This window comes from Streptococcus sp. E29BA (assembly GCF_041807805.1).
Lineage (GTDB): Bacteria > Bacillota > Bacilli > Lactobacillales > Streptococcaceae > Streptococcus > Streptococcus entericus.
In genome coordinates this window covers 54,317-78,852 of the sequence record NZ_JBGTZA010000003.1, presented here as the reverse complement: position 1 = coordinate 78,852, position 24,536 = coordinate 54,317, and the positions used below count along the sequence as shown (strand labels likewise).

Here is a 24,536-nt window from a genome sequence, read left to right as displayed (position 1 = left end):
CATAAAAAAGCACCCCATTCGTTAGATTATCTGTCTAACTTTTGGGGTGCGGTTCACTGGCGGTAGGGAGAGTTTTTATATAGAAATCAGAGATAGTCTCTTGTACAATATGCTATATTTAATCAAGACGATTCTACTAGGCTTTGTGAGGATAGTAGCGGATAGCTCTAGTTTCTTCATCAATACGATGATGGCGTCAGCTGAGTATAAGACCTGCTCAAATTTTCAGGCGTGGGAGTGAAACAGTCTGAGAAACGATTTTAGCCCGAGCCCTAGAAAGTTGACAGGTGAGGAAAAATCGAATGCTACAAATTGCCAACTGAGACCCATTCTCCTTAAGATGATTCAACTCTGTATCGGCAACTTTAACAGAGCAACTTAGAACGACAACGTATGCTCACTGGCGGAAATCAAAAAACGAAGCGACCTCTCTAGGCATCTAGAGAAATCACCTCGCTATGAAATCATAATCATCTGTCTCAGTCATCTGTTTTTACTCAAAAGAGATATAGACCTGCTAGCACAAGGAGACTTGACAGCGCCCCCAGTGACCAGAGGAAGGCATCAACCTGCCATTCACTCCACTTATCCCCTTTGCCTGACAAGCCACCGAGTTCAAGGTGATGATGAAAGGGGGTCATGCGGAAAATACGTCGCCCTTCACCATATTTCTTCTTGGTGTATTTGAAGTAGGTAACCTGTAACATAACTGAAAGGGTTTCAATCACATAGACAAGACCAATCAGTAGCAAGGTCCACTCTTGGCGCAAGGTAATGGAAATAGACGCTAATAAGGCACCCAGAGCAAGGCTCCCCACATCTCCCATGAAAACCTTGGCAGGCTTTTTATTAAAGACAAAGAAGCCCAGAAGACCACCTACCACAGTCAGATTGAGCAAAAGAACATCAAACTGCTTTTGCTGCACAGCGATGACACTATAAGCCAGAAGACTAATCACCACCGAAATTGACGACAGACCATCGATGCCATCTGTCAGGTTAACCGCATTTGAAAAACCAACCAACCAAAACAAGAGAAATGCCAGATAAAAGATGCCAAGATGAAGCTCAATCCCCAAAATATTTAGACTATCTGTACCGCTCGGTAGCACATGCACCAGATAAAACACGAGACCACCAAAAATCTGTAAGGCTAACTTTTGCTTCGGTGTCAGGCCTTCGTTGATTTTTTTGAAAATTTTCAGAAAATCGTCCAAAAACCCGATAGTGCCGTAAATGAAAAGCACCAGCAGATTGCCAAAAATCGCCCCCAACTGAGGTGTTCCCTTATAAAGAAGCGCACCAAAAATACCTGCTACCAAGAGAGAAACGAGGATAAAGACAGTGCCTCCCATAGTAGGGGTCCCAGCTTTTTCAAGATGCTGTTTCACATCGGCGTGCATCTGCTGACCACCGATTTTTTTGAGCTTGTAAAACCTCATAAACGAGGGCATAAGGAGCACCACTAGCCCAAAAGCTACTAGTCCTGCCACAATACCTGCAATCATCATTATTCCTTTCATCTAATCATCACCAAGTGTAACGGTTAATTTTTTCACCGTTGACAAGGTCGTCCCTAAGGCCTGATTTTGTTTAACCACACGACCAGTTCCCTTGATTTCTAGTTCAATCCCTGTCCACTCTGCAAACAGCTTGACATTTTCTTCGGTCCAGCCATAAAGATCTGGCATGGTGTCGAATTTGTTGGTCAAGAGCAAAATCTGATGACCTGGTGCCAAGTCTGTTCCTTCCTGAGCTGACACCTTACTAATTTTATTACCATTTCCTAAAATAACAGGGTGTAGCAAGTGACGCCGCAATTCATCTGCTGTATCACCTGGGTTTTCGCCTTTTAATTTAGGCAGTTTGTAGGCTGTCACTTCTGTCTCATTCGAGTGGTCAGTTGTATCAAGACTATCTTTGATAAACATGGCTTCTTCCAAGATTGGATTTATCAGGTTTTGCCAGTAAAGACCTGACCACCTCTCACGCGGCTGCTGAATGGTTGTGTACATGATAAACTCAGGATCTTCAGCAGGCAACATGGCAACCACCGAGTGGATATAGTCATTCTCTCCAGTCAAATAACCACCGCCATCTGGATTGGCAATTTCAGCAGTTCCTGACTTAACTGCAATCGAGTAACCATTGACCCGAATCAGAGGACCGCCCGCACTAGGGTAGAACATGGTTCCAAAGTAAGGATCTGTGCCCACTTGTACCATATACTCAAGTGTTTGATCAGTAGCTTCCTTGGATACAGGATTACCCATCACTTCAGTTGTTGCAACACGGTTGGTGTCCGTATTAGGATCGTACAGACGTTTGATAAACTGCGGTTGCACCATGACACCATCGTTTGAGATGGCTGTAAAGGCACGCAACATTTGGAGCTGAGTCACAGAAATCCCCTGCCCAAAGGAACTCATCGCATAAGTCACAATATTATCCGCAGGAAGCAGACCTGTCGCTTCTCCACCGATACCAATCCTTGCTGGCAGGCCAAAACGGAATTTTTCAAGGTAGTTCAGCCAGCGGGCATCTCCTAGTTTTTGCTGTAAAATCGTCATCCCGATATTGCTGGAAAATGGCAGAGCATTAGCAATCGTCATGTAACGTCCCTCACTGACACCTGAATTGACATCCCAGTCCTTAATGATGGCATCTGCAATCTGGATTTGATTGTTAAAATAGGCTTGGTTTGGGTCAAACACTCCTGCATCAATAGCTGATGCTGTCGTTATGGTCTTAAGTGTAGAACCTGGTTCATAATTGGTCTGGTAAAGGACGTTATTCCACGAGAAGCCCTCTGCATCCAGACCTTCCTTGGTGTCCGAATTAAAGCTAGGGCGTTGAGTTGTTGCCAAAATTTGCCCTGTTTTGGCATGGATTAAGGTTGCACTGGCAAAAACACCATTGGCTTTGGATTGAAACTCATCCATAGCTGTTTCAAGGTTAATCTGTAAAGGTGCTGATAAGGTTGTATAAACATCTTGCCCATCTTTGACTTGCCGTTTGACCTGACCAGTGCCTAATTGGGGTAAACCGGCGCGATCCTTTTCATAAATAACGATACCGTCTTGCCCCGCTAGGATACTGTTGAGCGAAGCCTCCATGCCTGTTGTACCGATAAGGCTTTTACTGCCGTCTTTATTTTCTTGTTGCTGTGCCAAGCCGATAAACTGAGAAGCAAAAGCACCGTTTGGGTACATTCGATTAGCACTGCCTGTAAAATGAACTCCCTGAATCTCACGTTCTTTCAGAGCGTCAGTAATGACTCTCATATTGCTGTAGGAGATGTTGCTCCCTCCGACACCAAAAGAAACCTGAACGAGCCCATCTTGACTGAGCTGGCTGATGGTGTAGTCTTTTTCGATACCTAGAACATCATGAAAAACATCTGCAACAGCCTGAAAATGTTTGCTTTCAACATACAGAGGCTTCTCATCAACATCTATGTGCTTTTTATCAATCACAGCATGGACAGTGTAAGTCGTTGAGGCTTCTGCAATCGGCACTCCATTACGGTCATAAATTGTTCCCCGCTTAGCAGGAATGAGTTGCTCAACTTGGTGAACCTGTTTAGCAAGTTCAGATAACTTGACCCCAAACTTGCTGTCTGTTCCGATAATCACTGCAAAATTGATAATGAAAACAAAGAAAATCACAATGGTCAACATCATCAGATTTTGTGCGACACGTTTCCTGTTTTCTTTTGGCGTTTGGCGACGATCCGTCAAGACAAAACTCAAGAACCATTTCTTAAATCTATTCATGCTTAATCCACTTTCTGTAAATTACCACTTTGTGTTTTTATATCTGATTTGGTCACAATGTCGGTAATGCGTTCCAGCCGTGTTAATTCATTGACTTCTTGCTTGGCATCGTTCAACTCATCCTTCTGGTCATTGATCTTGTTGTTGAGAACAGTAATATCTTGTTGTAGTTGCTGATGTCGAATTTGCATGTAAACCACACTTACTGCCATAATAATCCCAGTGATAACCAGACACAGGTAAAAGGTCTTCTCAATTCTTGAAAAGGTTCTAATCTTATCCCCCAGCACTCGTCTGAGGTCCTCAGTATACTTTTCCTTAGCCATTTGCTTTACTTCCTTATTTTTTCAGCCACCCGTAATTTTGCGGAATGGGCTCGATTGTTTGTCATCAATTCAGCCTCAGATGGTAATATCGGTTTTCTATTGATCAAGCGAACCATGGGCTGGAGGTCTTCTGGGATAAAGGGGAGACCTTTTGGTACTTCAACAGTTGAGGCCTCCTTAAACAACTGTTTGGTCAGTCGATCTTCTAAGGAGTGGAAGGTGATGACGGAAATTCTTCCCCCAACAGCTAGCAGTTCCAAGGCCTGCTGAATAGAGGCATCTGCTGCACCTAATTCATCATTGACCTCGATTCGAATAGCCTGAAAAATTTGCTTAGCAGGATGCCCTTTTTTCTTGAGTTCTTTAGCTGGTTTGGCAGATTTGATGATATCCGCCAGTTCTGTTGTGGTCTCGATTGGTTTGACTTGCCTGATTTGCTCGATTTTTCTGGCAATCTGTTTGGCAAATTTATCCTCACCATACTTGAAAAAAATCCTTACTAAATCATGGTAGTCATAACCATTAACCACATCATAGGCAGAAAAAGCTTGGTCGCGGTTCATCCGCATATCTAACGGCGCATCTTTTTTATAGGAAAATCCTCGCTCCCGCTCATCCAACTGCGGACTAGATACCCCTAAATCATATATAATGCCATCGATTTCTGCCACACCATGTGCTGCTAAAGCCTGCTTCAACTGGCGAAAATTGGCTCGGATAAAGGTCACCTGCCCTTTTTCAACGTATGGCTTAAGTCTTATCATTGCATGGTCGATTGCTGCCTGATCTTGGTCAAAGCAATACAAATGCCCCTTATCACTCAGTTGAGATAAGAGGTAACTGGAATGCCCAGCGCCACCCAAGGTCGCATCAACATAGACACCGTCAGGCTTAATAGCAAGACTATCCACAGTCTCTTTTAGAAGTACTGTCACATGATGAAATTCTACTGTCATAACCTTTATTGTACCATATTTCCAATTTTTTATAAAAGGAAAGGCTGAGTTTTTGACGTAGCAATGAATTTGTCATGTTTTCGATAAGGCATTGTTATCACAGCCAATGTCAGTTTTGACCAGCGACTCTACGAAAGCCTCTGAATCTGCTGACAAACTTTTCACCACAACACTAAAAAATTTGGCTTTAGACAATCAAAGCCAAATCTCTTTATATATTTGTTACTTCATCATATTAGACTAAGACACCGAGAGGCCGCTCAGCTATTTCCAAAACTCATCAAAAATTGTAATCGGCAGATGGCGTTTGTGCTGGGTCTTATGCCACCAATTTTCAATAATCTGGCGGTCTTGCTCTGCGATGGTCTTACCTTCAAGGTAGTCGTCAATAGCCGTGTAGGTGACACCGAGCGCCACTTCGTCAGCCTGCTGAGGCTTGTTTTCTTCGAGGTCTGCAATGGGGACTTTGTTGTAGAGAGCAGGGTCTGCTCCTAGTTCTTGCAAGAGTTGCTTGCCTTGCCGCTTATTGAGACGAAAGAGAGGCAGAATGTCTGCGCCACCATCGCCAAACTTGGTAAAGAAACCTGTGATATTCTCAGCAGCATGATCCGTTCCGATGACGGCACCCTTGTTATCTCCTGCAATTGCGTACTGGGCAATCATGCGCATTCTGGCCTTGATGTTGCCCTTATTGAAGTCTGAGATGTACTGTCCAGCTGCTGCTAAACCAGCAACAATGCCATCAACCCCTTCCTTGATATTGACCGTCAGGGTTTGGTCCGGTTGGATAAAGGCTAAGGCTTTTTGAGCATCTGCTTCATCTGCTTGGATACCATAAGGCAGACGCACAGCGATGAACTGATAACTGTCATCGCTTGTCTCCTGACGGAGCTCTGCGATGGCGAGCTGGGCCAGGCGCCCAGCGAGAGTCGAATCCTGCCCACCTGAAATGCCCAATACCAAACTTTTAAGAAAGGGGTGTTTGCGCAGATAAGCCTTTAGAAAGTCGATGGAGCGGCGAATTTCTGCTGCAGGGTCGATAACAGGTTTGACCCCTAATTCCTTGATAATCTCGTCTTGTAAACTCATTGCCCGTTCTCCTTTGCTTGTTCTTGTGCTTTCTTGCGGAGGTCATCGATAATCTTCATCTTGTTATCCCAGACGTCTTGAGCGAGGTCAACTGGATAAGGCTGCGGGTTGAGAATCCGCTTGTACTCGTCCCAGAGTTGGTCGTATTGCTGGCGGCTGTACTCTTTAATCTCCTCAAGGCTCGGCAGGTCATAGACCAGCTCACCGTCTTTGAAGATGTCAATCAAGAGCGGTCTGGCTTCGAACTCACGCACCGTCTTATTGATGTAGGTGTAAACGGGATGGAACATAAAAATCTCATCCATACTGGTCACATCGACATCGGCATAGGTGATGTAGTCCCCTTCTGACTTGCCTTTGGCACAGCTGGTGATGCGCCAGACTTGTTTCTTACCTGGTGTGGAGACTTTTTCGGCGTTGCTGGAGAGCTTGATGGTATCAACCATGCGCCCTTCGTCGTTTTCGATGGAGACAATCTTATAAACCGCACCAAGAGCTGGCTGGTCATAGGCAGTAATCAGTTTGGTGCCGACGCCCCAGACATCAATTTTGGCCTTTTGCATCTTGAGGTTGAGGATGGTATTCTCATCAAGGTCGTTTGAGGCGTAGATTTTAGCATTTGGGAAGCCAGCATCGTCTAGCTGTTGACGGACTTTCTTAGACAGGTAGGCCATATCACCCGAATCCAGTCTCACTCCTTTAAAGTTAATCTTATCCCCAAACTCTTTAGCGACATCGATGGCCGCAGGCACCCCAACTCGAAGGGTATCATAGGTGTCAACTAGGAAAACACAGTCGTAGTGGGTCTCGGCATAGGCCTTAAAGGCCTTGTAATCATCACCATAAGTCTGGACCAAAGCGTGAGCATGGGTTCCAAGGACAGGAATGCCAAAAATCTTGCCTGCCCGCACATTGCTGGTTCCGTCAGCCCCACCGATAACAGCTGCTCGTGTTCCCCAGATGGCAGCGTCCATCTCCTGAGCCCGACGTGTTCCAAATTCCAACAGCGGCTCATCTTCGATAACAGCCTTAATCCGAGCTGCCTTGGTCGCAATCAAGGTCTGGAAATTGATGATGTTGAGCAGGGCGGTCTCAATCAACTGGCAATGGGCTAGCGAGCCTTCAATCTGCACCAAGGGCTCATTGGCAAAGACCAAGTCCCCCTCACGCGCCGACCGAACCGTTAGCTGGAGCTTAAAGTCTGTTAGATAAGCCAGATAGTCCTCATCATAGCTCATCTCCCGCAGGTAAGCGATGTCTGTCTCCGTAAAACGTAAATTCTGCAGGTACTTGACCAAGCGCTCCAAGCCTGCAAACACGGCATAACCATTGTTAAAGGGGAGCTTTCGGAAGTAAGCCTCAAAGACCGCATGCTTGTTGTGAATACCTTGCTTAAAATAGACTTGCATCATGTTAATCTGGTACAAATCCGTATGCAGGGTTAAACTGTCATCTGGGTATAGCATATTTTCTCCTTTTCTGGACATAGCAGAGCTAGTTTTCACCTCACCATTATACCAAAAATAGCCCAAGAGGGCTATTTTTGTGAACTTTTACTCAATAACAAGAACAGGCTCTTTTATCCGTGTTCCACAATGTACTGATAAGCCTGCTGACCAGCGATGGCGCCATCACCCACAGCAGTTGTAATCTGACGCAGGTGTTTTTGACGAACATCACCGATGGCAAAAATTCCAGGTACCACTGTACGCATCAGCTCATCTGTCACAATCCACCCTTGATCATCTGTAATGCCAAGACCGTCAACCATACCTGAAACCGGGTCTAGACCAACATAGATAAAGACCCCGCCAAAGGCATGTTCAGACAGCTCACCAGTTTTGACATTCTCCACCAAAACACTATCAACCTTGATGTCACTGCCTTTAATTTCCTTAACGACACTGTCCCAGATAAACTTAATCTTATCGTTAGCAAAGGCTCTGTCTTGCAAAACTTTTTGGGCACGAAGTTCATCACGTCGGTGAATAATGGTCACACTAGAAGCAAATCGTGTCAGAAAGAGGGCCTCTTCAACAGCAGAGTCTCCACCACCGACAACCAATAGGTCTTGTCCTCGGAAGAATGCCCCATCGCAGACCGCACAGTAGGAGACCCCACGGCTAGTATAGGTATCCTCACCAGGTGCTCCCAAGAGACGGTGCTTGGCTCCTGTCGCCACAATGACTGTCTTCGTCTCATAGGTCGTGTCAGCTGTTTTCACCAATTTATGGTCACCCTTGTCCTCAATACCAGTGACAATACCGTAAAGGTTTTCAACACCCATTTTTTCTAAGGGTTCGTGCATTTTCATGGACAATTCTGGTCCTGTAATCAGGTCAAAACCTGGGTAGTTTTCAATGTCCAGGGTGTTATTCATCTGACCACCAGGTGCCCCCTGCTCAATCAGTGCTGTTTTTAAGTTACTACGTGCTGCATAGAGGGCAGCAGTCATGCCCGCAGGCCCACTACCAATAATAATCGTATCGTACATATCGTTTACTTCCTTATTTATTTTTAAGATTTCACCATTAACAAAATAGCCATAAAGGCGAAGGCCATGACCGGAATCGTCATCAGCAGCATAAGAGACAGCTCATAAAGCACTCGACGGCGTTGTTTTTGACTATCGTCCAATCCCCTAGCCGCGCGGTAGAGTAACCATAGCCCTCCCAGAACAACTGCTGTTATCGCCGAAAGACCCAGCCCTTGTAAATAAAAACCAAAAATCTCTGCCAGCATGTCCTTGTCTCCACATCATAAAAATACTCACTAAAAAGGAGTATTCTCATTATATCAAAACTTCTTGCTTTTTTCGACTAATTAAAATTCTTCTTATAGTTAGCGAAAAACTCTCTTGTTCGCTCATGTTTCGGCTGGTTAAAAATCTGATCTGGCGTGCCTTCTTCCAAAATTTTCCCTTTTTCAAGGAAAAGTACCTTATCTGCCACTTCGTAGACAAAGCCCATGTCGTGACTGACCAAAATCATGGTTTGACCGTTCTTGGCTGCTGCTGCGATGGATTTTTCAACTTCACCGACCAGCTCAGGGTCAAGGGCTGAGGTGGGCTCGTCCAGAAGCAAGACATCAGGTTTCATGGCCAATGCCCGAGCAATAGCAACCCGCTGTTTCTGACCGCCAGAGAGATGTTTGGGGTAGTGCCCCATACGGTCGGCTAGGCCGACTTTTGCCAACTCTTCTTTGGCGATAGCTGTCGCTTCTTCGTCGGAGAGTTTCTTGACCAGTTTAAGGCCTTCTTTAACATTATCAAGGGCCGTCCGACGTTCAAAGAGGTTGAATTGCTGGAACACCATGGCTAATTTGCGACGCAAGGTCAACACCTGTTCCTTACTAATCTTGCCGAAATCAACGGTAAAACCGTCAATGTCAATACTGCCTGTGTCAGGCTTTTCCAAGTAATTGAGCGACCGTAAAAAGGTCGATTTACCTGCTCCTGATGCACCGACCAGGGCGATAACCTCCCCTTTCTCGATGGTCAAATTGAGGTTGTCCAAGACAGTTTGTCCAGAAAATTCCTTTGAGAGGTTGCTGATTTTAATCATGTACTCGTCCTCCTTCCACACGGTCTGGTGACTTGATTTCCATCTTCTTCTCGATCAAACGACCGATATTTTCGATGATAATGCTAATCCCCCAGTAAATCAAGGCAACAGAGATGAAGCGCTCGAAATAACGGTAGTCACTCCCACCCAAAATCTGAGCCTGAGCAAACATTTCCACGATCCCTGCGTTAAAGGCTAACGATGTGCCCTTGGTCAAACCAATCAGGGTATTGATGAGTGTGGGGGTTGCGACCACCGCCGCATGGGGAATGATTACCCGACGGTAGACCTGAGCCTCGGTCATGCCAAGACTCCTCGCTGCTTCAATCTCACCAGGATTGACCGATAAAATCGCTGCCCGAAGGGTCTCGCTGGTGTAGGCTGCTTCATTAAAAGCAAAGGCAGTGATGGCAAAAACCTGTGCAGGAATATCGTTAATATTAAAGTTAAACCCATACTTCGTATTGATGGCTTTGAGCACCAGCGGAATCCCGTAGTAGGTCAGCATAAGTTGCACCAGAACGGGCGTCCCCCGCAAAAAACTCACAAAAACCGCTTGGATTGGGTAAAGCACCTTGACCCGATTGATTTTGACGATGGCAAATAGCAGAGCTAGTACCAAGCCGAAACATGCTCCTGCAAACGTCAGCCCCAAGGTCACAGGGAGACGTTCTAAAATCTTTGGCAGGGCATCAAATACCGCTCGCCAACTAAATAATTTACCAGCTGGAATCCATTCTAAAAACTCCTGATACCATGCTGGTACGGCTACTAAAAACATAGGATAGGTTCCTTTCTAACGTTCCAAAAGTTTACATGGAACTGCTACTAATTATACTAGTCTATCACATTCTTCCTCTATTTTCTAATAGTTAGTTCTAATAGACACGATAGGAAAATCTTATGAAGAAAAAACCAGATGCCACCGCATCTGGTTTGTAAAGATAAACAAGTGATCACCTAAACCCATGAAAAGCACTGGCTAAATAGCCTAACATGCCATTTTTGGTCGCCTGATTGCCCTCTCTTTCCTTGAAATTTTCCCAAACTTGTCGCTCCTCAGGGGGTCAAGCGAATGACCTTTTTAATCACCAAATCAGCAAAACTCTGACGAGCCTTTCCAAGTCTAGTTTCCAAGACCAGTCCGTGATACTTCTCTTGTTTCACGATGGCAATGGTCTCTTATAAGGACTGAGTAACCTGATCATCCACCTCTTGATTGTCGACTGTCCGCATCGACAGGACAATAACTTTCGATCACTCTAAATCCAATAACACTAATTATTTGGTCATTTTATCACCTTTTCTAGGGAATGTCTGTTCTGTCATAAGCAACTGCTATCATTAGTCCACATCTTTAGCAATTTTTACCGAATTAGCAAGTCCAACGGCATATTGTTGATTGATTTTTTTGATGCGATCAGGCTCTGAATCAGTTTTTAATTAGCGCAAAAACCTGTCCTCCGACCTAGGCTCTAAGAGTAAATGGGTCAACTGATTTGCCAAATGACTTTTTTGATTATTCAACAATATGATAATCATAAGTTGAATAATTGCAATTCCCATCCAAACCAAGTACCGTTCCATAGCGAACACCACCTTCCTATTGTAATAGATTGCTTTTATTATGATCCCAAAAGAGGCTTGTTTCCAATGATTGTGTTACCACTTTCTATCAGCAACAACAAAAAGATTGAAGAATAGGCTCAAACGCCACCTCTTCAATCTTTATTTGTTTTCTTCACATTCAGGAAAAACAACTTAAAAACTTTGCTTTTTAGCTTTGCGCTCGGCTCTGCCTTTGGCACGAGCTTCAATGCGTTTTTCCTTACGGCGTTTTTCTTTGACCGCCCACTGGATTTTTTTCTTGTAGCCTGGTTTGATTTTCTTCTTTTTCTTTTTAACCAAACCAATCATCTCGATGTCGAGTTTCTCATGAGATTTTTCCCGATTGACTCGACGATCGCGGTCGTAGGTATCAATGATTTCGCCATCTTTGATGGTTTTTGGTGTAAACGTCACGCCAAGTTTCTCTAGCTCACGAATATCGCTGTCATCGCTCGGGTGATAGAGGGTGATAGCTGTGCCGCGCAAGCCATTGCGACCCGTTCGCCCCACTCGGTGAACAAAGAAGGACAAATCTTGAGGAATGGCATCATTGATGACGTGACTGACCCCCTCAATGTCGATACCGCGCGCTGCTAAATCAGTCGCTACGATGTACTCGTAGTCTAAGTGCTTGACCTGCGCCATAATGCGTTTGCGCTCACGGGGCTGAATGCCACCATGGATTTTAGCTACCTTGAGCCCATTGGCGACCAGATAGCCGTGAAGGTCGTCCGCTCGCTCCTTGGTGTTGACGAAAATCATGGCCAAGTAAGGCTGTAGAGTCTTTGCAATCGCCAAAATCTGAGCATTCTTATCCCGCCCTTTGGTGGAGACCAGCCAGTTGTCAATGGTGTCTGCGATGACTGTTTTGGTCTTGATTTGCTCCATGACAGGGTTGGTTAGGTATTTTTTGAGAAAGGGCTGGAGCTTCTGTGGAATCGTCGCTGAGAAGACCAGGATTTGCACCTGCTTGGGCAGGCTAGCCGCGATCTTATCTACCGTGTCTAAGAAGCCCATGTCTAAGGTCATATCGGCTTCGTCCACGACAAAGGTATGTGCCTTATGGATACCCAAATCACCTGATTTGACCAAGTCATAAATCCGACCCGGCGTCCCGATGACAATGTGAGGCTGGCTACTAGTTAGCTTCTCAATTTGGCGGAGTTTATCTGTGCCACCGACATAGTTGACCACCCGAATCTCCTCAGCCGAGTGTGTTGCAATCTGACGAGTAGCTTGGTAAATCTGGGTTGCCAGCTCTCGAGACGGTGCTGTGATGACCACCTGTACGTGGTCCACCGCTGGATCAATCTTTTCAAAAATAGGCAAGAGGAAAGTGTGGGTCTTACCGGAACCAGTCTTTGACTCGCCGACCAAGTCGCGACCCGAACGCACCACAGGAATCAGCTTTTGCTGCACTCCTGTCGGCTGAATAAAGTTCACCTCGTCCAACGCTACTTGGATAAAGGGCTTAAAATTAAAATCCTTAAATGACATGATAACCTCGTTTCTTTGTCTTCTATTATACCATACTTTGCATGAGAAAGATACGGACGTAGGTTTGAGTTCCAAAGACTTACTGGAATATCACTTGCCATATCATGAGCTAAGATATCGTTTTTCTGATATCAAAAGAAGCATAACATCGCTACCTGTTAAAAACGATTCCTACTTTTATAGCTATTCACCAATAATGCAAGTCTACTATCATTTTCTCACGAGTAGCTATCCTGCACAACTGAGTAGCAAAAAAGACTGAAGAAAACAGTCTAAACGACTTTTTCTCAAGTCTGAGAGCGGGACTCAATCGGTCATTGATTAGTAGTTGATGCCTCCCCACCTGTCAAATATCTAGGGTTCGGGCTAAAACGATCTCTCCCAGACCGTTTTTGACACTTGCTCAGCAAGTTTCATTTCCCGATAAAAAGGCATCCTGACCTTTTTATCCCACCTCCGCATGGCTTCAACAGTTAAGAAGTGGCGATTTGAGGTTTGAAATTTGGGAAATATTGCTTTCCTCATTCGTTAGGGCTGTTCAGGTGATAACACCAGAACATTAGAGAGTAGAGTTGCCACCTTCAAGGCACAGGCACCTTGAAGCACCCAACCACTGCGTCTAACTTTGTTAACAATAACAAAAAGGGAAGGTTAGGACATTTGTCCCAGCCTCTGCACTACTATAAATTCTCACCAACAGCTGCCAGTAAGTCCGCTATCTTGCTAGCGTCAGCTCCTCCTGCCATGGCCATGTCTGGCTTACCGCCACCACGACCGTTGATGATAGGAGCGAGCGCCTTAACCAGATTGCCAGCGTGGGCGTTTGCTGACTTGCTAGCGACAAGGAGGTTTACCTTGTCTCCGATAGCCGCTACCAGAACCAAGACATCTGAGTAGTCTCCCTGCTTCCAATTGTCTGCAAAAGTGCGAAGAGCCCCTACATCAGCAACATCAACTTGACTAGCAATGTAGTGAAGATCGTTTGCTTCCTTGACCTCCTTAAAGAGGTCACCAGCTGCCGCTGCTGCAGCTTTTTCTTTCAGACTGGCATTTTCTTTTTGCAACTCACGGAGGTCGGCTTGCAGGCTAGCGACCTTATTTGGCACCTCTTTCAGTTGCGGAGCTTTCAAGGTTGCCGCAATGGTCTTGAGGGCGTCCTCTTGCTCACGGTAAGCCAAGAAGGCTTCGCGACCTGTCACCGCTAGGAGACGACGAGTTCCAGAGCCGATTCCCTCTTCTTTGACAATCTTGAAGAGGCCGATTTCAGCGGTATTGCCGACATGGGTTCCCCCACAAAGCTCGATGGAATAGTCGCCAATGGTCACGACACGCACAACCTTGCCGTACTTCTCGCCAAAGAGAGCCATGGCTCCCATGCCTTTTGCCGTCTCCACATCCGTTTCAACGGTCACAACAGGAAGGGCCTCCCAAATTTTCTCATTAACCTGCTCCTCGATACGGCGGAGCTCTTCTGCTGTCACCGCCTCAAAGTGGGTAAAGTCAAAGCGAAGGAAACCAGCTTCGTTAAGGGAGCCTGCTTGGGTCGCATGCTCACCGATGATGTCGTGGAGGGCTGCATGGAGCAAGTGCGTCGCAGTATGGTTTTTCTCCACCGCCTGACGGCGTGCCTTATCAATCTCCAGCACATAGCTTGTACCAACAGACAGGCTAGCCAATACTTCTACGGTGTGGAGCGGCTGTCCATTCGGCGCCTTTTGGACATCAATGACCTTCGCCACCGTGTCACCCTTGTCATTTTTAATCACACCGTGGTCAGCCACCTGACCACCCATCTCCGCATAAAACGGCGTTTGCTCAAAGAGCAACAGCGCTTGTCCCTCAGAGATGGCTTCTGTCCTTTCATTGTCAGCGATGATGACAGAGAGCGGGCTCGTCAAGCTAGTCTCTCCGTAGATAAAGGTGGATGGCTCAACCAGCGCAGCCAACGTCTCGTTTTGCATGCCCATAGAGCCACCTTTTACCACGCTAGCACGAGCGCGGTCTTGCTGCTCTTTCATGGCTGCCTTGAAGCCCTCGTGGTCAATGGCAAAGCCAGCATCCTCTGCCAATTCTTCGGTCAACTCAACAGGGAAACCATAGGTGTCATAGAGTTTGAAAATATCCTGACCAGACACGGTGGCCTGCCCTGCTTTTTTCAAATCTGCCAAGAGCTCTTCCAAGTGAACAGACCCTGCGTCAATGGTGCGAGCAAAAGTTTCTTCTTCTCGCTTGACAATTTTCTCAATGAAGTCACGTTTTTCAAGGATTTCTGGGTAGTAGCTCTTCATGATCTCGCCCACTGTCACGACCAGCTCGTAAAGGAAGGGCTTATCAATGCCGAGACGGCGACCGTGCATGACCGCACGACGGAGGAGGCGACGAAGAACGTAGCCACGCCCTTCGTTTCCAGGCAGAGCCCCATCACCGATGGCAAAACTGAGGGCACGGATATGGTCAGCGATAACCTTGAAGCTCATGTTGTCGCCATCAGGGTCATAGGTCTTACCAGACATGGCTTCCACTCGCTCGATAATCGGCAGGAAGAGGTCGGTCTCAAAGTTGGTCTTAGCCCCTTGGAAAATGGAGACCAGACGCTCCAGACCAGCTCCCGTATCGATGTTTTTATTTGGCAGTTCCTTGTACTCGCTGCGTGGAACCGCAGGATCAGCGTTGAACTGGGACAGCACCACATTCCAAATCTCGATGTAACGGTCGTTTTCAATGTCCTCTTCTAGCAGGCGAATCCCGATGTTTTCTGGGTCAAAGTCTGTTCCACGGTCAAAGAAAATCTCTGTGTCTGGTCCTGATGGTCCAGCACCGATTTCCCAGAAATTATCCTCCAGAGGAATCAGGTGGCTAGGGTCAACCCCCAGCTCAATCCAGCGATTGTAAGAATCCGTATCCGCAGGATAATAAGTCATGTAGAGCTTGTCCAAAGGCATAGCAAACCAGTCTGGGCTGGTCAAGAGCTCAAAGGCAAAAGCAATGGCCTCATCACGGAAATAATCCCCAATAGAAAAGTTGCCCAACATCTCAAACATGGTGTGGTGACGAGCGGTCTTACCGACATTTTCAATGTCATTAGTACGGATGGATTTTTGAGCATTGGTAATCCGTGGATTTTCAGGATTTACCGTCCCGTCAAAATATTTTTTCAAAGTTGCAACCCCAGAATTGATCCAGAGCAGGGTTGGGTCGTTGACCGGCACCAAATTGGCTGATGGCTCAACGCTGTGGCCTTTTGAGGCAAAGAAATCCAGCCACATTTGGCGTACTTCAGCTGATGTCATGTATCTCATTATCAATATCTCCTTTAATTAGCGGCTGAGCTAGCGCTAGCTGCCGCTTCTGTTTCCTTAACGTAGTCAATGGCAATAACAAGGGCAATTACCAAATCGCTGTAGGCTTCCTCATGAACCGTCACTTGGTAGGTCGAGGTGAGACGAAACCATTCTTGATTGATGTCTGCAATCTTGCGACCGCCTTTTTTTAGGGTGAAGTCCATATCCCAGAAATCACCCTGAACAACCATATCTAGTCCCTCAATCCGATAGCGCGGGCGAAACCAGCTAAACTCCTTTTGCAGGGCAAACTGCTCCCCACTGGCTAAGGTAATGGTAAAGCGTGGCAAAAACCACGTCCACTGCCGCTTAATCCGAGCGACCTCCTGACCAGCCATATCCGTGATGGTAAATTCTTTGAGCCACTTGAGCAAGGAACCGGCTACCTCATAGTGCGGCTGATTATGCTGGTCTTTAACCTGAAATTTGCCTGCCAAGGACCAAAATCTTTGCTTAATATAGAACTTCTTCATCTTGCACCATTCCTCAAAAAATGACAAAACCATCAAACGAGGGGCGAAAAACCGCGGTACCACCCTCATTCAATGACCTTGTCATCCTCTTCTTTATTTGATTTTCTTAGTAAGTAGCAGACATGTTAATCAATGACTGGCTCACAACAGCCGCCAGCTTTCTGAACATTGATGGTTAACACTCATTCTTACCTTATTCTGATTTTTCCTCTGAACTAGAGGTTTCTGCTGAACTGTTGCTGGTTTCGGCACTTGATGACGCTACAGCATCTGTTGCCGCATAAGCTGATAAAATATTGGCGAAAGCATCGTCTTTGATTTTAACATTTGCCTTCTCCAAAGCTGCCGCAACCACTTGACGTTGGAAATTGCTGTCAGCCTTTTTCTCAGCAAGAAGCATCAATTCCAAACGATTTTTATATGTCTTCCAATCAGAAGCCTTCTCTGTCTTAGCCGTTGTCTTGATAATGTAGTAGCCTGTCGTAAAGGTCTGCTGGTTAGTGACAGGGACAATCTCTGAGATACCGTTAACATCAAGCTTCGCAGCTGCTGCACGCACTTCTGCAGGAAGATTGTTTTCTGCACTATCAAACTTATACTCCGTCTCAGAAGCCTTGGTTTTTTCCTTGGCAATCGCTGCAAAGTCAGCGCCTTGAGCCTTAACTTGCTCTAAAACAGCTTTTGCTTCATCCTCTGTTTGGAGGAGAATAACTTGTGCTGTAATTTCTGGGGTATAAGTTTCAAAGGCCTTGGCATAGGTTTCGTCAGTGATTTCTTTTTTGGCAGCTTCTTCTACCGCATATTCCAGCAGTAAATTTTTGCGCAATTCTTGCTTATAAGTCTCTGTTGTCAAGCCGACTTGAGCCAGAGCATTAGCAAAGTTGTCGCCGTACTGCTCTGCTGTCTTGTTATAGGCTTCAGTAACTTTTTCCTCGGACACTTTATCACCATATTGTTCCTCAAAAACTCGTGATAAAATCAAGGTCAGCATAGCTTGTTGAGCAGCAGATGTTTTCTTAACCTCTGCATAGAAATCAGAAACTGTAATCGTGTCACCTTTCATTGTGACCAACTTCGTCTCTTCTGTTGCCCCCTTGGCACAAGCTGCCAGCGTTGTTACCGACAGAAGCGTCAAAGCTCCCATCACAAAGCGTTTTTTCATGATTAGTTACTCCTTTTCAATCTTAACCCTATCATTATAGCACATTTTCTTAAAAATAACTTAGTCTGGAAGGACAATATTTTCTGCGTTTTTACGAATCATCAAAAGCCCGTCACCTAGTGGCAGTAAAGTTGCTGTCAAATCAGGGTGATTCAGGGTCGCCTCAAAGAGCTTGTGAAGTCCCTTGTAGATAGCCCGTTGTCCACGGTGGATTTGGTCAAATGGCAGAGCAACGTCACCGCCTTGAAATACGTCGTCAATGACGACGACACCGCCGACCCTTAATCGCTTGAGGATTTCAGGGAGAAAGACGATGTACTTGGATTTAGCAGAATCCATAAAGGCGAGGTCATAAGTTTCCGTCAATCCACCCAAAAGATCCACCGCATCGCCCTCCAAGAGGGTAATTTGCTGGCAATGATCATACTTGGAAAAATTAGCCTTAGCCAGCTCAATCATCTCAGGATTGCGGTCGATGGTCGTGATTTGGGCAGACGGGGCATTATCAGCCATGAGTAGAGCTGAAAAGCCGATAGCCGTTCCGACTTCTAAAATCTGCTTGGGTTGCAAGGTCTGCAAGAGAAAGCGAAAATAAGCCACTGTCTCATGGGGAATCACAGGGACATTGTGTGCCTTGGCAAAAGCCTCAAGCTCTGCCAGATGACCAGTAACCGGCGCCTGCTGGTGTCGCATAAAATCAACAATTTCAGGCTTGACCACGGGGCGTCTCATGTTGTTATTGGAGTGTTCATTATATGTTTTTACCATAAGACGATTGTACCATATTTACTAGAAAATCGGTAGTGCCAAAATATCCCGTAAGTGTTCAATGTTGGTATTGGTTGGACTGTCTGGCTGGGTCAGATTAATGGAGTGAATTCCTGCCCGCTCGGCAGCTTCCCTATCCAGAGAACGGTCACCAATATAGTAGGTCTGGGTTTTGTCCAGTCCATACTTGTCCAAAAGATAGAAAAGAGCATCCGGCTCTGGTTTTCTGGCAAAGCCGTGAGTGCTGTTAATCACCTCAGTGAAATAATCAGCAATGCCCAGGCGTTCGAGGACCGCATCAGTCGTTGCTCCCTTGTGGGTATAGATAAAGTGATGGACACCAGCAGAAGCTGTCTGAGCCAGAACGTCTAGAGCACCTGGCATCAGGATAATCTGGTCATCTAACTGCTCCTGCCCTGCCATAAAACTAGCCATCAGTTGGAGATCATCACCTTCTAAATCAGCCTTCTTTGCTTGAGTCTCCAACAAGTGTTTAACGGAAGTCCGAAGGATAAACTCCCCAACTTCCGTCTCATCGAAAGCCCAGCCATGCTGCGCATAGAGCTGTTTTAGCACGATCATAATGGCTGGATAAGAATCTGCTAGAGTACCGTCAAAATCCCAAATAAACGCGGTTTTTGTCATTCTAATTTCCCTCTTTGAGTGTTCTAATATACTTCCCACCCCAGACCTCGATTTGCTCTAAGACAGCGTGAAATTCCTGCCCAATCGCTGTTAAGCGATACTCAACCCGAGGCGGGACTTCTGGGTAAACCGTTCGTGTAATCAAGCCCTCGTCTTCTAGATAGCGTAATTGCTTGGTCAGGGTTGATTGGGTAATTTCTCCCAGATCTCGTTGGAGTTCCCCAAATCGCTTGGTCTGTCCATCCAAATGATGCAAAATCAAAATCGCCCATTTCCCTGAAATGAGTTTTTGCGTGGTTACAAACGGGCACTTGCCAAATAATTCCATCTTTTTCTCCTTTATATCATCCATTTCTATCCCAAAAGATACTAACTATTCATAAAAAACCTACTTGTTATTTTCTACTAACTTGTTAAAATAGTGGTGTAATCGATTATAACACAATTTTGTCAAAAAAGGTAGGTAGACTCTATGAAAATTGCCATTATCGGTGCCAACGGAAAAGCTGGCAAACGCATTGCTCAAGAAGCTCTCAAGCGCGGTCATGAGGTCACAGCCATCGTCCGCGATGCTCAAAAAACGGACCTAACACCTGTCATCGAAAAAGACATCCTCTCCATCACGACAGCAGATGTCGCGGGTCTGGACGCCCTTATCATTGCAACAGGTTTTTGGACACCAGACCTCTTTCATCTCTTTGAGGAAGGGCATCGTCACATTGCCCGCCTCTTGTCAGACAGTGACACCCGTCTCCTTGTTGTCGGCGGTGCTGGCAGTCTCTATCTAGATGATAGCCACACCAGCCAGCCTGAATTTCCCGAGGATTTTGTTCCCTTTATTCAGGCCTCAAATGCTGGGCTTGCTGTTCTACGCCTATTTTCAACGGTCGCTTGGACCTATTTCAGTCCAGCAATGACCTTTGATCCAGACGGACGGGCAACAGGGGCTTATACCCTTGGTGGCGAAGAACTCATCCTCAACGCTGCTGGTGAGAGCTACATCAGCTATGCCGACTACGCCTTGGCCATGGTTGATGAGCTGGAAAACGCCCGTTTCATCCGCCAACGGTTTACAGCTGTATCTGAGCGCTAAAATCAACCCCACTCTCGATAGATAGTTGAGAGTGGGGTTTTCTTATCTCGTCACCCAATAGCGGGCTAAGGTTTTTCCGTCCTTAAGAGTGATAATGTCCTGCAACACACCGCCGACACTCTCAATCGTCTTGCAACTGGGCAGATTGTCCGCCAAAGCAGTGATAAAGACACGGTTAATTCCTCTTTCCTCGTAGCGGTCAAGGGCATAGCGGAGCAGAGTCCTCATAACCCCCTGCTGCCGAAACTTGGGTGAAGTAACATAGCCGATATGGCCACCCACAGTCGCTAAATCCCCCTTATCCAATTCCCAACGACAACCGATTCGTCCAGCTATCTCATCACCGATAAAGGCGTAATAATTGGTTGACGTTGACCAGTCAGGGTTGGCAGTTGTTGTTTCCTCTCGTCTGGTCTTTTCGTAGAAGGCTAGAAAATCAGTAACTGGTCTGGTTTCAACAAACCCATTTCCTGCTTCACGTTCCGCCACTAAAAGGAGGTTAAAATCGAGAAAAGCAACTTCATCAGTTACTGCTAATCGTCTAATGTCCATCGGTTATCCCTCCTTAACGAAAAAGGGCAGTCAGCCGCCCTTTTATCATCTATTTGTGTGCACCTTTTGCAACCAACTCTTCCAACTCGATCAAGCGTTTCTCAAAAACAGCGAAGGCTGCTTCAAGATAGTCCACTTCTTCCATATCAACACCAGCTTTTTTGATGACGTTGAGTGGGTAATCTGAGTTACCAGCCTTGAGGTAGTCCAGATACTTATCCTTATCCTCTTGTGTGCCATAGACAATCTTATCTGCCAAGAAATTAGCAGCTGCAAAGCCTGTTGCATACTGATAAACATAGTAGTTATAGTAGAAGTGCGGAATACGCGCCCACTCATACTGAATTTGCGGATTGTCCTCAGCAGAGAGACCATAGTACTTCTCATTGATATCCGCATAGAGCTTGTTGAGGTAGTCACTGGTCAGCACTTCTCCAGCTTGATCAGCCTTGTGGATAGCATCTTCAAACTCAGCAAACTGGGTTTGACGGAAGATGGTACCACGGAAACCATCAAGGTAGTTATTGAGAATAGCAAAGCGAACCTTCTCATCCGTCACCTCTTGCAGGAGGGCTTCAGTCAGGATATTCTCATTAGTCGTTGAGGCAATCTCTGCTAAGAAAATAGAGTAATCACCGTACACATACGGCTGGTTCTCACGAGTGTACATGGAGTGCATGCTGTGACCCGTCTCGTGAAGCAAGGTGTAGAAGTTGTTGAGGTTGTCTTGCCAGTTGAGCAGCATAAAAGCATTGGTATCGTAAGACCCACCAGAATAAGCACCAGAGCGCTTGCCCTTGTTCTCGTGAACATCAATCCAACGGTTCTCAAACGCCTCCTTAACCCGACGGGCATAATCCTCTCCAAAAATAGACAAGACTTCTTGTCCCTTGGTCAACGCTTCCTCATAGGTCATTGAGAGGTCAGTTTCTGACAGCGGGGTTAGGAGATCATACATCTTGAGGTCAGGCAAGTCAAGGATATCCTGACGGAGTTTGATGTAGCGATGCAGCAAGGGCAGGTGTTTGTTAACTGTTTCAACCAAGGTCTCATAAACAGACTCTGGGATAAAATTGGCTGCTAGAGCCGCTTGACGGGCAGAGGCGTATTTTCTGACCTTGGCCTTGTAGTTGTGAACCTTGACATTGGTTTGTAACGTCTTGGCATAGGTGTGTTGGAACTGCTCGTAAACACTATACAAACCTTCATAGGCCTCACGGCGGACATCACGGTCCTTATTTTCCAACAATTTGATGTAAGTCCCATGAGTCAACTCGACTACACCACCCTCACCATCTGGTACTATTGGGAAAAGGATATCCGCATTATCTAAAATGGAGAAGGTCTCGGATGCGGAACCGAAAATCTCGCTGGCGCCAGCCAAAAGCTCTTCTTCTGCCTGTGATAGAACATGTTCTTTTTGTTGGAATAAGCGCTCAAAATAGTGCTTATAAAGCGCAAGTCCTGCTTCTTCTGACAGAAACTCCTGGTACTGCTCCTCTGTGATGGTCATAAACTCTGGTTCATAGAAGGCAAACGTTCCACTGAATGCCGCATAAACTGACAGTGCTTTAGCTTGGAACTCCTGATACTTAGCAACTGTCGTGTCCTCATCATTTTTCATGGAAGCATAGACATAGAGTTTTTCGATGCGACGCGCTAAGCCTAACTGAGCTTCTGTGATTTCCAAAAGACTAGCCGCCGAGTCCAGCAAATGCCCTTGATACGCTACTGCTGATTCAACATCAGTCTGTAAAGCTTCAAACTCCGCCTCCCACGCCTCATCTGTTGGGAAAATAGTGGTCAAGTCCCAAGTGTGCTTGACATCAAGATGTGTCCGATTTTCTGACATAAATCATTATTCCTTTCCTATTGTTCTGTTCTCCATTATAGCATAAAATCGCGGAGGATAAAGGGTTTGTCTGCTCGTTGCCTCATTTTTCTCATAAAAAGCTGTAAATTGTGCCAAATATCGCCCCAAATCAAGCCCCTCCACAGCCATAGGCTGCACCTGAGGGTAAAAAGCTGCCGCTGACCAGGTTAAAAGATTATCCCCTCGCGTGTAAGCTTGCGCCTGACGCTCCAGCCATCTGGTATTTTTCTGAACAAGCTGGCGCTGAACATAGGCGGCGGGGTCCGGTAACATAGCTACCGTCAACTGAGCAAGTCGCTGACTGGCAAAAGGCTGCCGCAGAAAATCCATCACATCACCGCTTAAGGGGCGGCTCATCACCAGCCCTTGCAGGCGACCAGTTAAGTCTTCGTGCAACAAATACCGCAACCGTAATTCCTGCTTAACGGCATCCAACTCCCAGAGATAAATCCCCATATTTTGTGAAAAATTAGCCATCTGACGATGAAGTTGGCTGGCTGTTTGCCCTAGCCAGAGCTTTTTTCCCAGTAGCCAGATAACTTGGTAGCCTGCCTGCTGATAGGCTACTGTTCGCTCTCTTAAACGCACAAGGCTCAATCGACTGCACTGAACTTCCAAAACCAAGCTGCCATTAATCAATAAATCTGCCACCTGTCCCAACTCAGGCAAAACCGCCTCAATCTCCACTGAAATCCCGTGGGCCGATAAACTGCGATAGAGAGCGGCTTTTAATTCCAAGTGCTCTGCGGATTCATTTTCATGGAAAAATTGACAATCTGCCAAGCGAATGTGAGCAAAGTGTGGTCGCATGACCTTCCCCTGCTTGAAACAGACAGGTGCCTGACAAGCAGGGCACCGATAAGTCTCTCTTTTGGAACAAGCCTCCTCCAAAACATTGACCAGACGACCATCTGAACGCATAGCGACTAACACCTCTTCACCTCCTATTGTCTTATTCGTCAAAAAATAAGAAAAAGAAGTGCCATAACACTTGTAAATAAGCCGACCACCTGTTAACTGGTTATTTCTCTTATTCAATCTGGAACAGCTCATAAGCCTTGTTAAAAAGACCAGGACTTTGGTCCCAGCCTCATTACTACTCTTAATCTAACTTGCTAGCAGCTGCATCATCGACAATGACATAGACTTCTGGATGGTTTTGCAAGCTGCTGGCAGGCAGATCCCTTGTCGGCTGACCATTGACCATTCCAGCAATCGCGTCAGCTTTTGCCGCCCCGTAAGCCATCAAAATGATACTCTTAGCTGCTAAAATGCTACTGATGCCCATGGAAATGGCTTGGCGTGGAACCTCGCTTTCATCATCAAAGAAGCGAGCATTAGCCTTGATGGTGTCCTCAGCCAAGTCAACCACCTGTGTTTTAGCTTCAAAAGGCGTTCCTGGTTCGTTGAAGCCGATATGACCGTTGTTGCCAATCCCTAAAATCTGCAAATCCACAGGGTACTGCTCAAGAAGCGCATCGTAGCGCTTGGTTTCAGCGTCCAAATCTTCTGCTAAGCCGTTAGGCAAAAAGCTTTCTTTGAATGGTTTAGCATGAAAGAGATTTTGGTGCATAAAGTGATGATAAGATTGGTCGTTGTCAGCAGACAGTCCGACATACTCATCCAAGTTAATGCTACGTAGCCCCGATAAATCAAGATCACTGGCAACGATTTGCTTGTAAAACTCGATTGGCGTGCTACCTGTTGCAAGTCCTAATGTTTGAGCTCCAGCTGCTAATTTTTCCTTGAGCAGTTCAAAAGCAACCCTGCCGCCTTCAACGCTGTCCTTCACACGAATGATTTTCATGATGTCT

22 protein-coding genes are annotated in these 24,536 nt (G+C 46.1%); 1 reads left to right on the top strand and 21 read right to left on the bottom strand.

Annotated features, from left to right (window positions below; translation table 11 throughout):
* Positions 1-497: 497 nt before the first annotated feature.
* The 17 genes from mraY to ACERC8_RS01120 all read right to left on the bottom strand — a co-directional run bounded on the left by mraY (position 498) and on the right by ACERC8_RS01120 (position 19,532).
* Positions 498-1,508, bottom strand: coding sequence for a phospho-N-acetylmuramoyl-pentapeptide-transferase (gene mraY / locus ACERC8_RS01200; RefSeq protein ID WP_373658080.1), 1,011 nt, complete (start codon positions 1,506-1,508; stop codon positions 498-500).
* Between the two features lie 15 nt (positions 1,509-1,523).
* Positions 1,524-3,776 carry a penicillin-binding protein PBP2X gene (pbp2X, locus tag ACERC8_RS01195; RefSeq protein ID WP_373658077.1) on the bottom strand — a complete coding sequence of 751 codons (2,253 nt, stop codon included), beginning with the start codon at positions 3,774-3,776 and terminating at the stop codon, positions 1,524-1,526.
* Positions 3,777-3,778: 2 nt separating this feature from the next.
* Positions 3,779-4,102, bottom strand: coding sequence for a cell division protein FtsL (ftsL, locus tag ACERC8_RS01190; RefSeq protein WP_373658076.1), 324 nt, complete (start codon positions 4,100-4,102; stop codon positions 3,779-3,781).
* Between the two features lie 5 nt (positions 4,103-4,107).
* On the bottom strand, positions 4,108-5,058 hold the full coding sequence (rsmH, locus tag ACERC8_RS01185) for a 16S rRNA (cytosine(1402)-N(4))-methyltransferase RsmH (RefSeq protein ID WP_373658075.1): 951 nt from the start codon (positions 5,056-5,058) through the stop codon (positions 4,108-4,110).
* Positions 5,059-5,322: 264 nt separating this feature from the next.
* Entirely contained in the window at positions 5,323-6,147 is an 825-nt protein-coding gene (gene nadE / locus ACERC8_RS01180; RefSeq protein ID WP_373658074.1) for an ammonia-dependent NAD(+) synthetase, read from the bottom strand.
* A complete protein-coding gene (locus tag ACERC8_RS01175) occupies positions 6,144-7,613 on the bottom strand; it encodes a nicotinate phosphoribosyltransferase (RefSeq protein WP_373658073.1) in 1,470 nt (489 codons plus the stop codon). The genes nadE and ACERC8_RS01175 overlap by 4 nt, the downstream gene beginning before the upstream one ends.
* 113 nt (positions 7,614-7,726) lie before the next feature.
* Complete coding sequence (trxB, locus tag ACERC8_RS01170; RefSeq protein ID WP_373658072.1) at positions 7,727-8,641, bottom strand: thioredoxin-disulfide reductase; 915 nt, start codon at positions 8,639-8,641, stop codon at positions 7,727-7,729.
* Between the two features lie 23 nt (positions 8,642-8,664).
* Positions 8,665-8,889: a DUF4059 family protein gene (locus tag ACERC8_RS01165; protein ID WP_373658071.1), complete on the bottom strand. Its 225-nt coding sequence runs from the start codon at positions 8,887-8,889 to the stop codon at positions 8,665-8,667.
* A 77-nt stretch (positions 8,890-8,966) separates the two neighbouring features.
* Positions 8,967-9,710 (bottom strand): amino acid ABC transporter ATP-binding protein, encoded by a 744-nt coding sequence (locus ACERC8_RS01160; protein ID WP_373658070.1) that lies wholly within the window; start codon positions 9,708-9,710, stop codon positions 8,967-8,969.
* Positions 9,703-10,491, bottom strand: a complete 789-nt coding sequence (locus ACERC8_RS01155) for an amino acid ABC transporter permease (RefSeq protein ID WP_373658069.1) — start codon at positions 10,489-10,491, stop codon at positions 9,703-9,705. The genes ACERC8_RS01160 and ACERC8_RS01155 overlap by 8 nt, the downstream gene beginning before the upstream one ends.
* 980 nt (positions 10,492-11,471) lie before the next feature.
* Positions 11,472-12,815, bottom strand: coding sequence for a DEAD/DEAH box helicase (locus ACERC8_RS01150; RefSeq protein ID WP_373658068.1), 1,344 nt, complete (start codon positions 12,813-12,815; stop codon positions 11,472-11,474).
* 680 nt (positions 12,816-13,495) lie between these two features.
* Entirely contained in the window at positions 13,496-16,114 is a 2,619-nt protein-coding gene (alaS, locus tag ACERC8_RS01145) for an alanine--tRNA ligase (protein ID WP_373658067.1), read from the bottom strand.
* Positions 16,115-16,128: 14 nt separating this feature from the next.
* The gene (locus ACERC8_RS01140) at positions 16,129-16,629 is read right to left on the bottom strand and encodes an LURP-one-related/scramblase family protein (RefSeq protein WP_373658066.1); all 501 of its coding nucleotides are present in this window, start codon (positions 16,627-16,629) and stop codon (positions 16,129-16,131) included.
* A gap of 193 nt (positions 16,630-16,822) precedes the next feature.
* Positions 16,823-17,791 carry a peptidyl-prolyl cis-trans isomerase gene (locus ACERC8_RS01135; RefSeq protein WP_373658065.1) on the bottom strand — a complete coding sequence of 323 codons (969 nt, stop codon included), beginning with the start codon at positions 17,789-17,791 and terminating at the stop codon, positions 16,823-16,825.
* 60 nt (positions 17,792-17,851) lie between these two features.
* The gene (locus ACERC8_RS01130) at positions 17,852-18,559 is read right to left on the bottom strand and encodes an O-methyltransferase (RefSeq protein ID WP_373658064.1); all 708 of its coding nucleotides are present in this window, start codon (positions 18,557-18,559) and stop codon (positions 17,852-17,854) included.
* Positions 18,560-18,580: 21 nt separating this feature from the next.
* Entirely contained in the window at positions 18,581-19,204 is a 624-nt protein-coding gene (locus ACERC8_RS01125; RefSeq protein ID WP_373658063.1) for an HAD-IA family hydrolase, read from the bottom strand.
* Position 19,205: 1 nt separating this feature from the next.
* Positions 19,206-19,532, bottom strand: a complete 327-nt coding sequence (locus tag ACERC8_RS01120) for a winged helix-turn-helix transcriptional regulator (RefSeq protein WP_373658062.1) — start codon at positions 19,530-19,532, stop codon at positions 19,206-19,208.
* Positions 19,533-19,676: 144 nt separating this feature from the next.
* Here ACERC8_RS01120 and ACERC8_RS01115 point away from each other — a divergent pair, with 144 nt between their 5' ends.
* Entirely contained in the window at positions 19,677-20,297 is a 621-nt protein-coding gene (locus ACERC8_RS01115; protein ID WP_373658061.1) for an NAD(P)-dependent oxidoreductase, read from the top strand.
* A gap of 42 nt (positions 20,298-20,339) precedes the next feature.
* Here ACERC8_RS01115 and ACERC8_RS01110 read toward each other — a convergent pair whose 3' ends face one another.
* From ACERC8_RS01110 to ACERC8_RS01095, 4 genes are all read right to left on the bottom strand, one after another.
* Positions 20,340-20,849, bottom strand: coding sequence for a GNAT family N-acetyltransferase (locus ACERC8_RS01110; RefSeq protein WP_373658060.1), 510 nt, complete (start codon positions 20,847-20,849; stop codon positions 20,340-20,342).
* Positions 20,850-20,898: 49 nt separating this feature from the next.
* Positions 20,899-22,701 carry an oligoendopeptidase F gene (gene pepF, locus ACERC8_RS01105; RefSeq protein ID WP_373658059.1) on the bottom strand — a complete coding sequence of 601 codons (1,803 nt, stop codon included), beginning with the start codon at positions 22,699-22,701 and terminating at the stop codon, positions 20,899-20,901.
* A 6-nt stretch (positions 22,702-22,707) separates the two neighbouring features.
* Positions 22,708-23,655 carry a competence protein CoiA gene (locus tag ACERC8_RS01100; RefSeq protein ID WP_373658058.1) on the bottom strand — a complete coding sequence of 316 codons (948 nt, stop codon included), beginning with the start codon at positions 23,653-23,655 and terminating at the stop codon, positions 22,708-22,710.
* A gap of 169 nt (positions 23,656-23,824) precedes the next feature.
* The gene (locus ACERC8_RS01095) at positions 23,825-24,529 is read right to left on the bottom strand and encodes a glucosamine-6-phosphate deaminase (RefSeq protein ID WP_373658057.1); all 705 of its coding nucleotides are present in this window, start codon (positions 24,527-24,529) and stop codon (positions 23,825-23,827) included.
* Positions 24,530-24,536: the final 7 nt, after the last annotated feature.

What these genes read in the sequence shown, in the direction of transcription:
- mraY (WP_373658080.1), bottom strand. Translation starts at nt 1,508, where the DNA reads ATGATTGCAGGTATTGTGGCAGGACTAGTAGCTTTTGGGCTAGTGGTG.
- pbp2X (WP_373658077.1), bottom strand. Translation starts at nt 3,776, where the DNA reads ATGAATAGATTTAAGAAATGGTTCTTGAGTTTTGTCTTGACGGATCGT.
- ftsL (WP_373658076.1), bottom strand. Translation starts at nt 4,102, where the DNA reads ATGGCTAAGGAAAAGTATACTGAGGACCTCAGACGAGTGCTGGGGGAT.
- rsmH (WP_373658075.1), bottom strand. Translation starts at nt 5,058, where the DNA reads ATGACAGTAGAATTTCATCATGTGACAGTACTTCTAAAAGAGACTGTG.
- nadE (WP_373658074.1), bottom strand. Translation starts at nt 6,147, where the DNA reads ATGAGTTTACAAGACGAGATTATCAAGGAATTAGGGGTCAAACCTGTT.
- ACERC8_RS01175 (WP_373658073.1), bottom strand. Translation starts at nt 7,613, where the DNA reads ATGCTATACCCAGATGACAGTTTAACCCTGCATACGGATTTGTACCAG.
- trxB (WP_373658072.1), bottom strand. Translation starts at nt 8,641, where the DNA reads ATGTACGATACGATTATTATTGGTAGTGGGCCTGCGGGCATGACTGCT.
- ACERC8_RS01165 (WP_373658071.1), bottom strand. Translation starts at nt 8,889, where the DNA reads ATGCTGGCAGAGATTTTTGGTTTTTATTTACAAGGGCTGGGTCTTTCG.
- ACERC8_RS01160 (WP_373658070.1), bottom strand. Translation starts at nt 9,710, where the DNA reads ATGATTAAAATCAGCAACCTCTCAAAGGAATTTTCTGGACAAACTGTC.
- ACERC8_RS01155 (WP_373658069.1), bottom strand. Translation starts at nt 10,491, where the DNA reads ATGTTTTTAGTAGCCGTACCAGCATGGTATCAGGAGTTTTTAGAATGG.
- ACERC8_RS01150 (WP_373658068.1), bottom strand. Translation starts at nt 12,815, where the DNA reads ATGTCATTTAAGGATTTTAATTTTAAGCCCTTTATCCAAGTAGCGTTG.
- alaS (WP_373658067.1), bottom strand. Translation starts at nt 16,114, where the DNA reads ATGAGATACATGACATCAGCTGAAGTACGCCAAATGTGGCTGGATTTC.
- ACERC8_RS01140 (WP_373658066.1), bottom strand. Translation starts at nt 16,629, where the DNA reads ATGAAGAAGTTCTATATTAAGCAAAGATTTTGGTCCTTGGCAGGCAAA.
- ACERC8_RS01135 (WP_373658065.1), bottom strand. Translation starts at nt 17,791, where the DNA reads ATGAAAAAACGCTTTGTGATGGGAGCTTTGACGCTTCTGTCGGTAACA.
- ACERC8_RS01130 (WP_373658064.1), bottom strand. Translation starts at nt 18,559, where the DNA reads ATGGTAAAAACATATAATGAACACTCCAATAACAACATGAGACGCCCC.
- ACERC8_RS01125 (WP_373658063.1), bottom strand. Translation starts at nt 19,204, where the DNA reads ATGACAAAAACCGCGTTTATTTGGGATTTTGACGGTACTCTAGCAGAT.
- ACERC8_RS01120 (WP_373658062.1), bottom strand. Translation starts at nt 19,532, where the DNA reads ATGGAATTATTTGGCAAGTGCCCGTTTGTAACCACGCAAAAACTCATT.
- ACERC8_RS01115 (WP_373658061.1), top strand. Translation starts at nt 19,677, where the DNA reads ATGAAAATTGCCATTATCGGTGCCAACGGAAAAGCTGGCAAACGCATT.
- ACERC8_RS01110 (WP_373658060.1), bottom strand. Translation starts at nt 20,849, where the DNA reads ATGGACATTAGACGATTAGCAGTAACTGATGAAGTTGCTTTTCTCGAT.
- pepF (WP_373658059.1), bottom strand. Translation starts at nt 22,701, where the DNA reads ATGTCAGAAAATCGGACACATCTTGATGTCAAGCACACTTGGGACTTG.
- ACERC8_RS01095 (WP_373658057.1), bottom strand. Translation starts at nt 24,529, where the DNA reads ATGAAAATCATTCGTGTGAAGGACAGCGTTGAAGGCGGCAGGGTTGCT.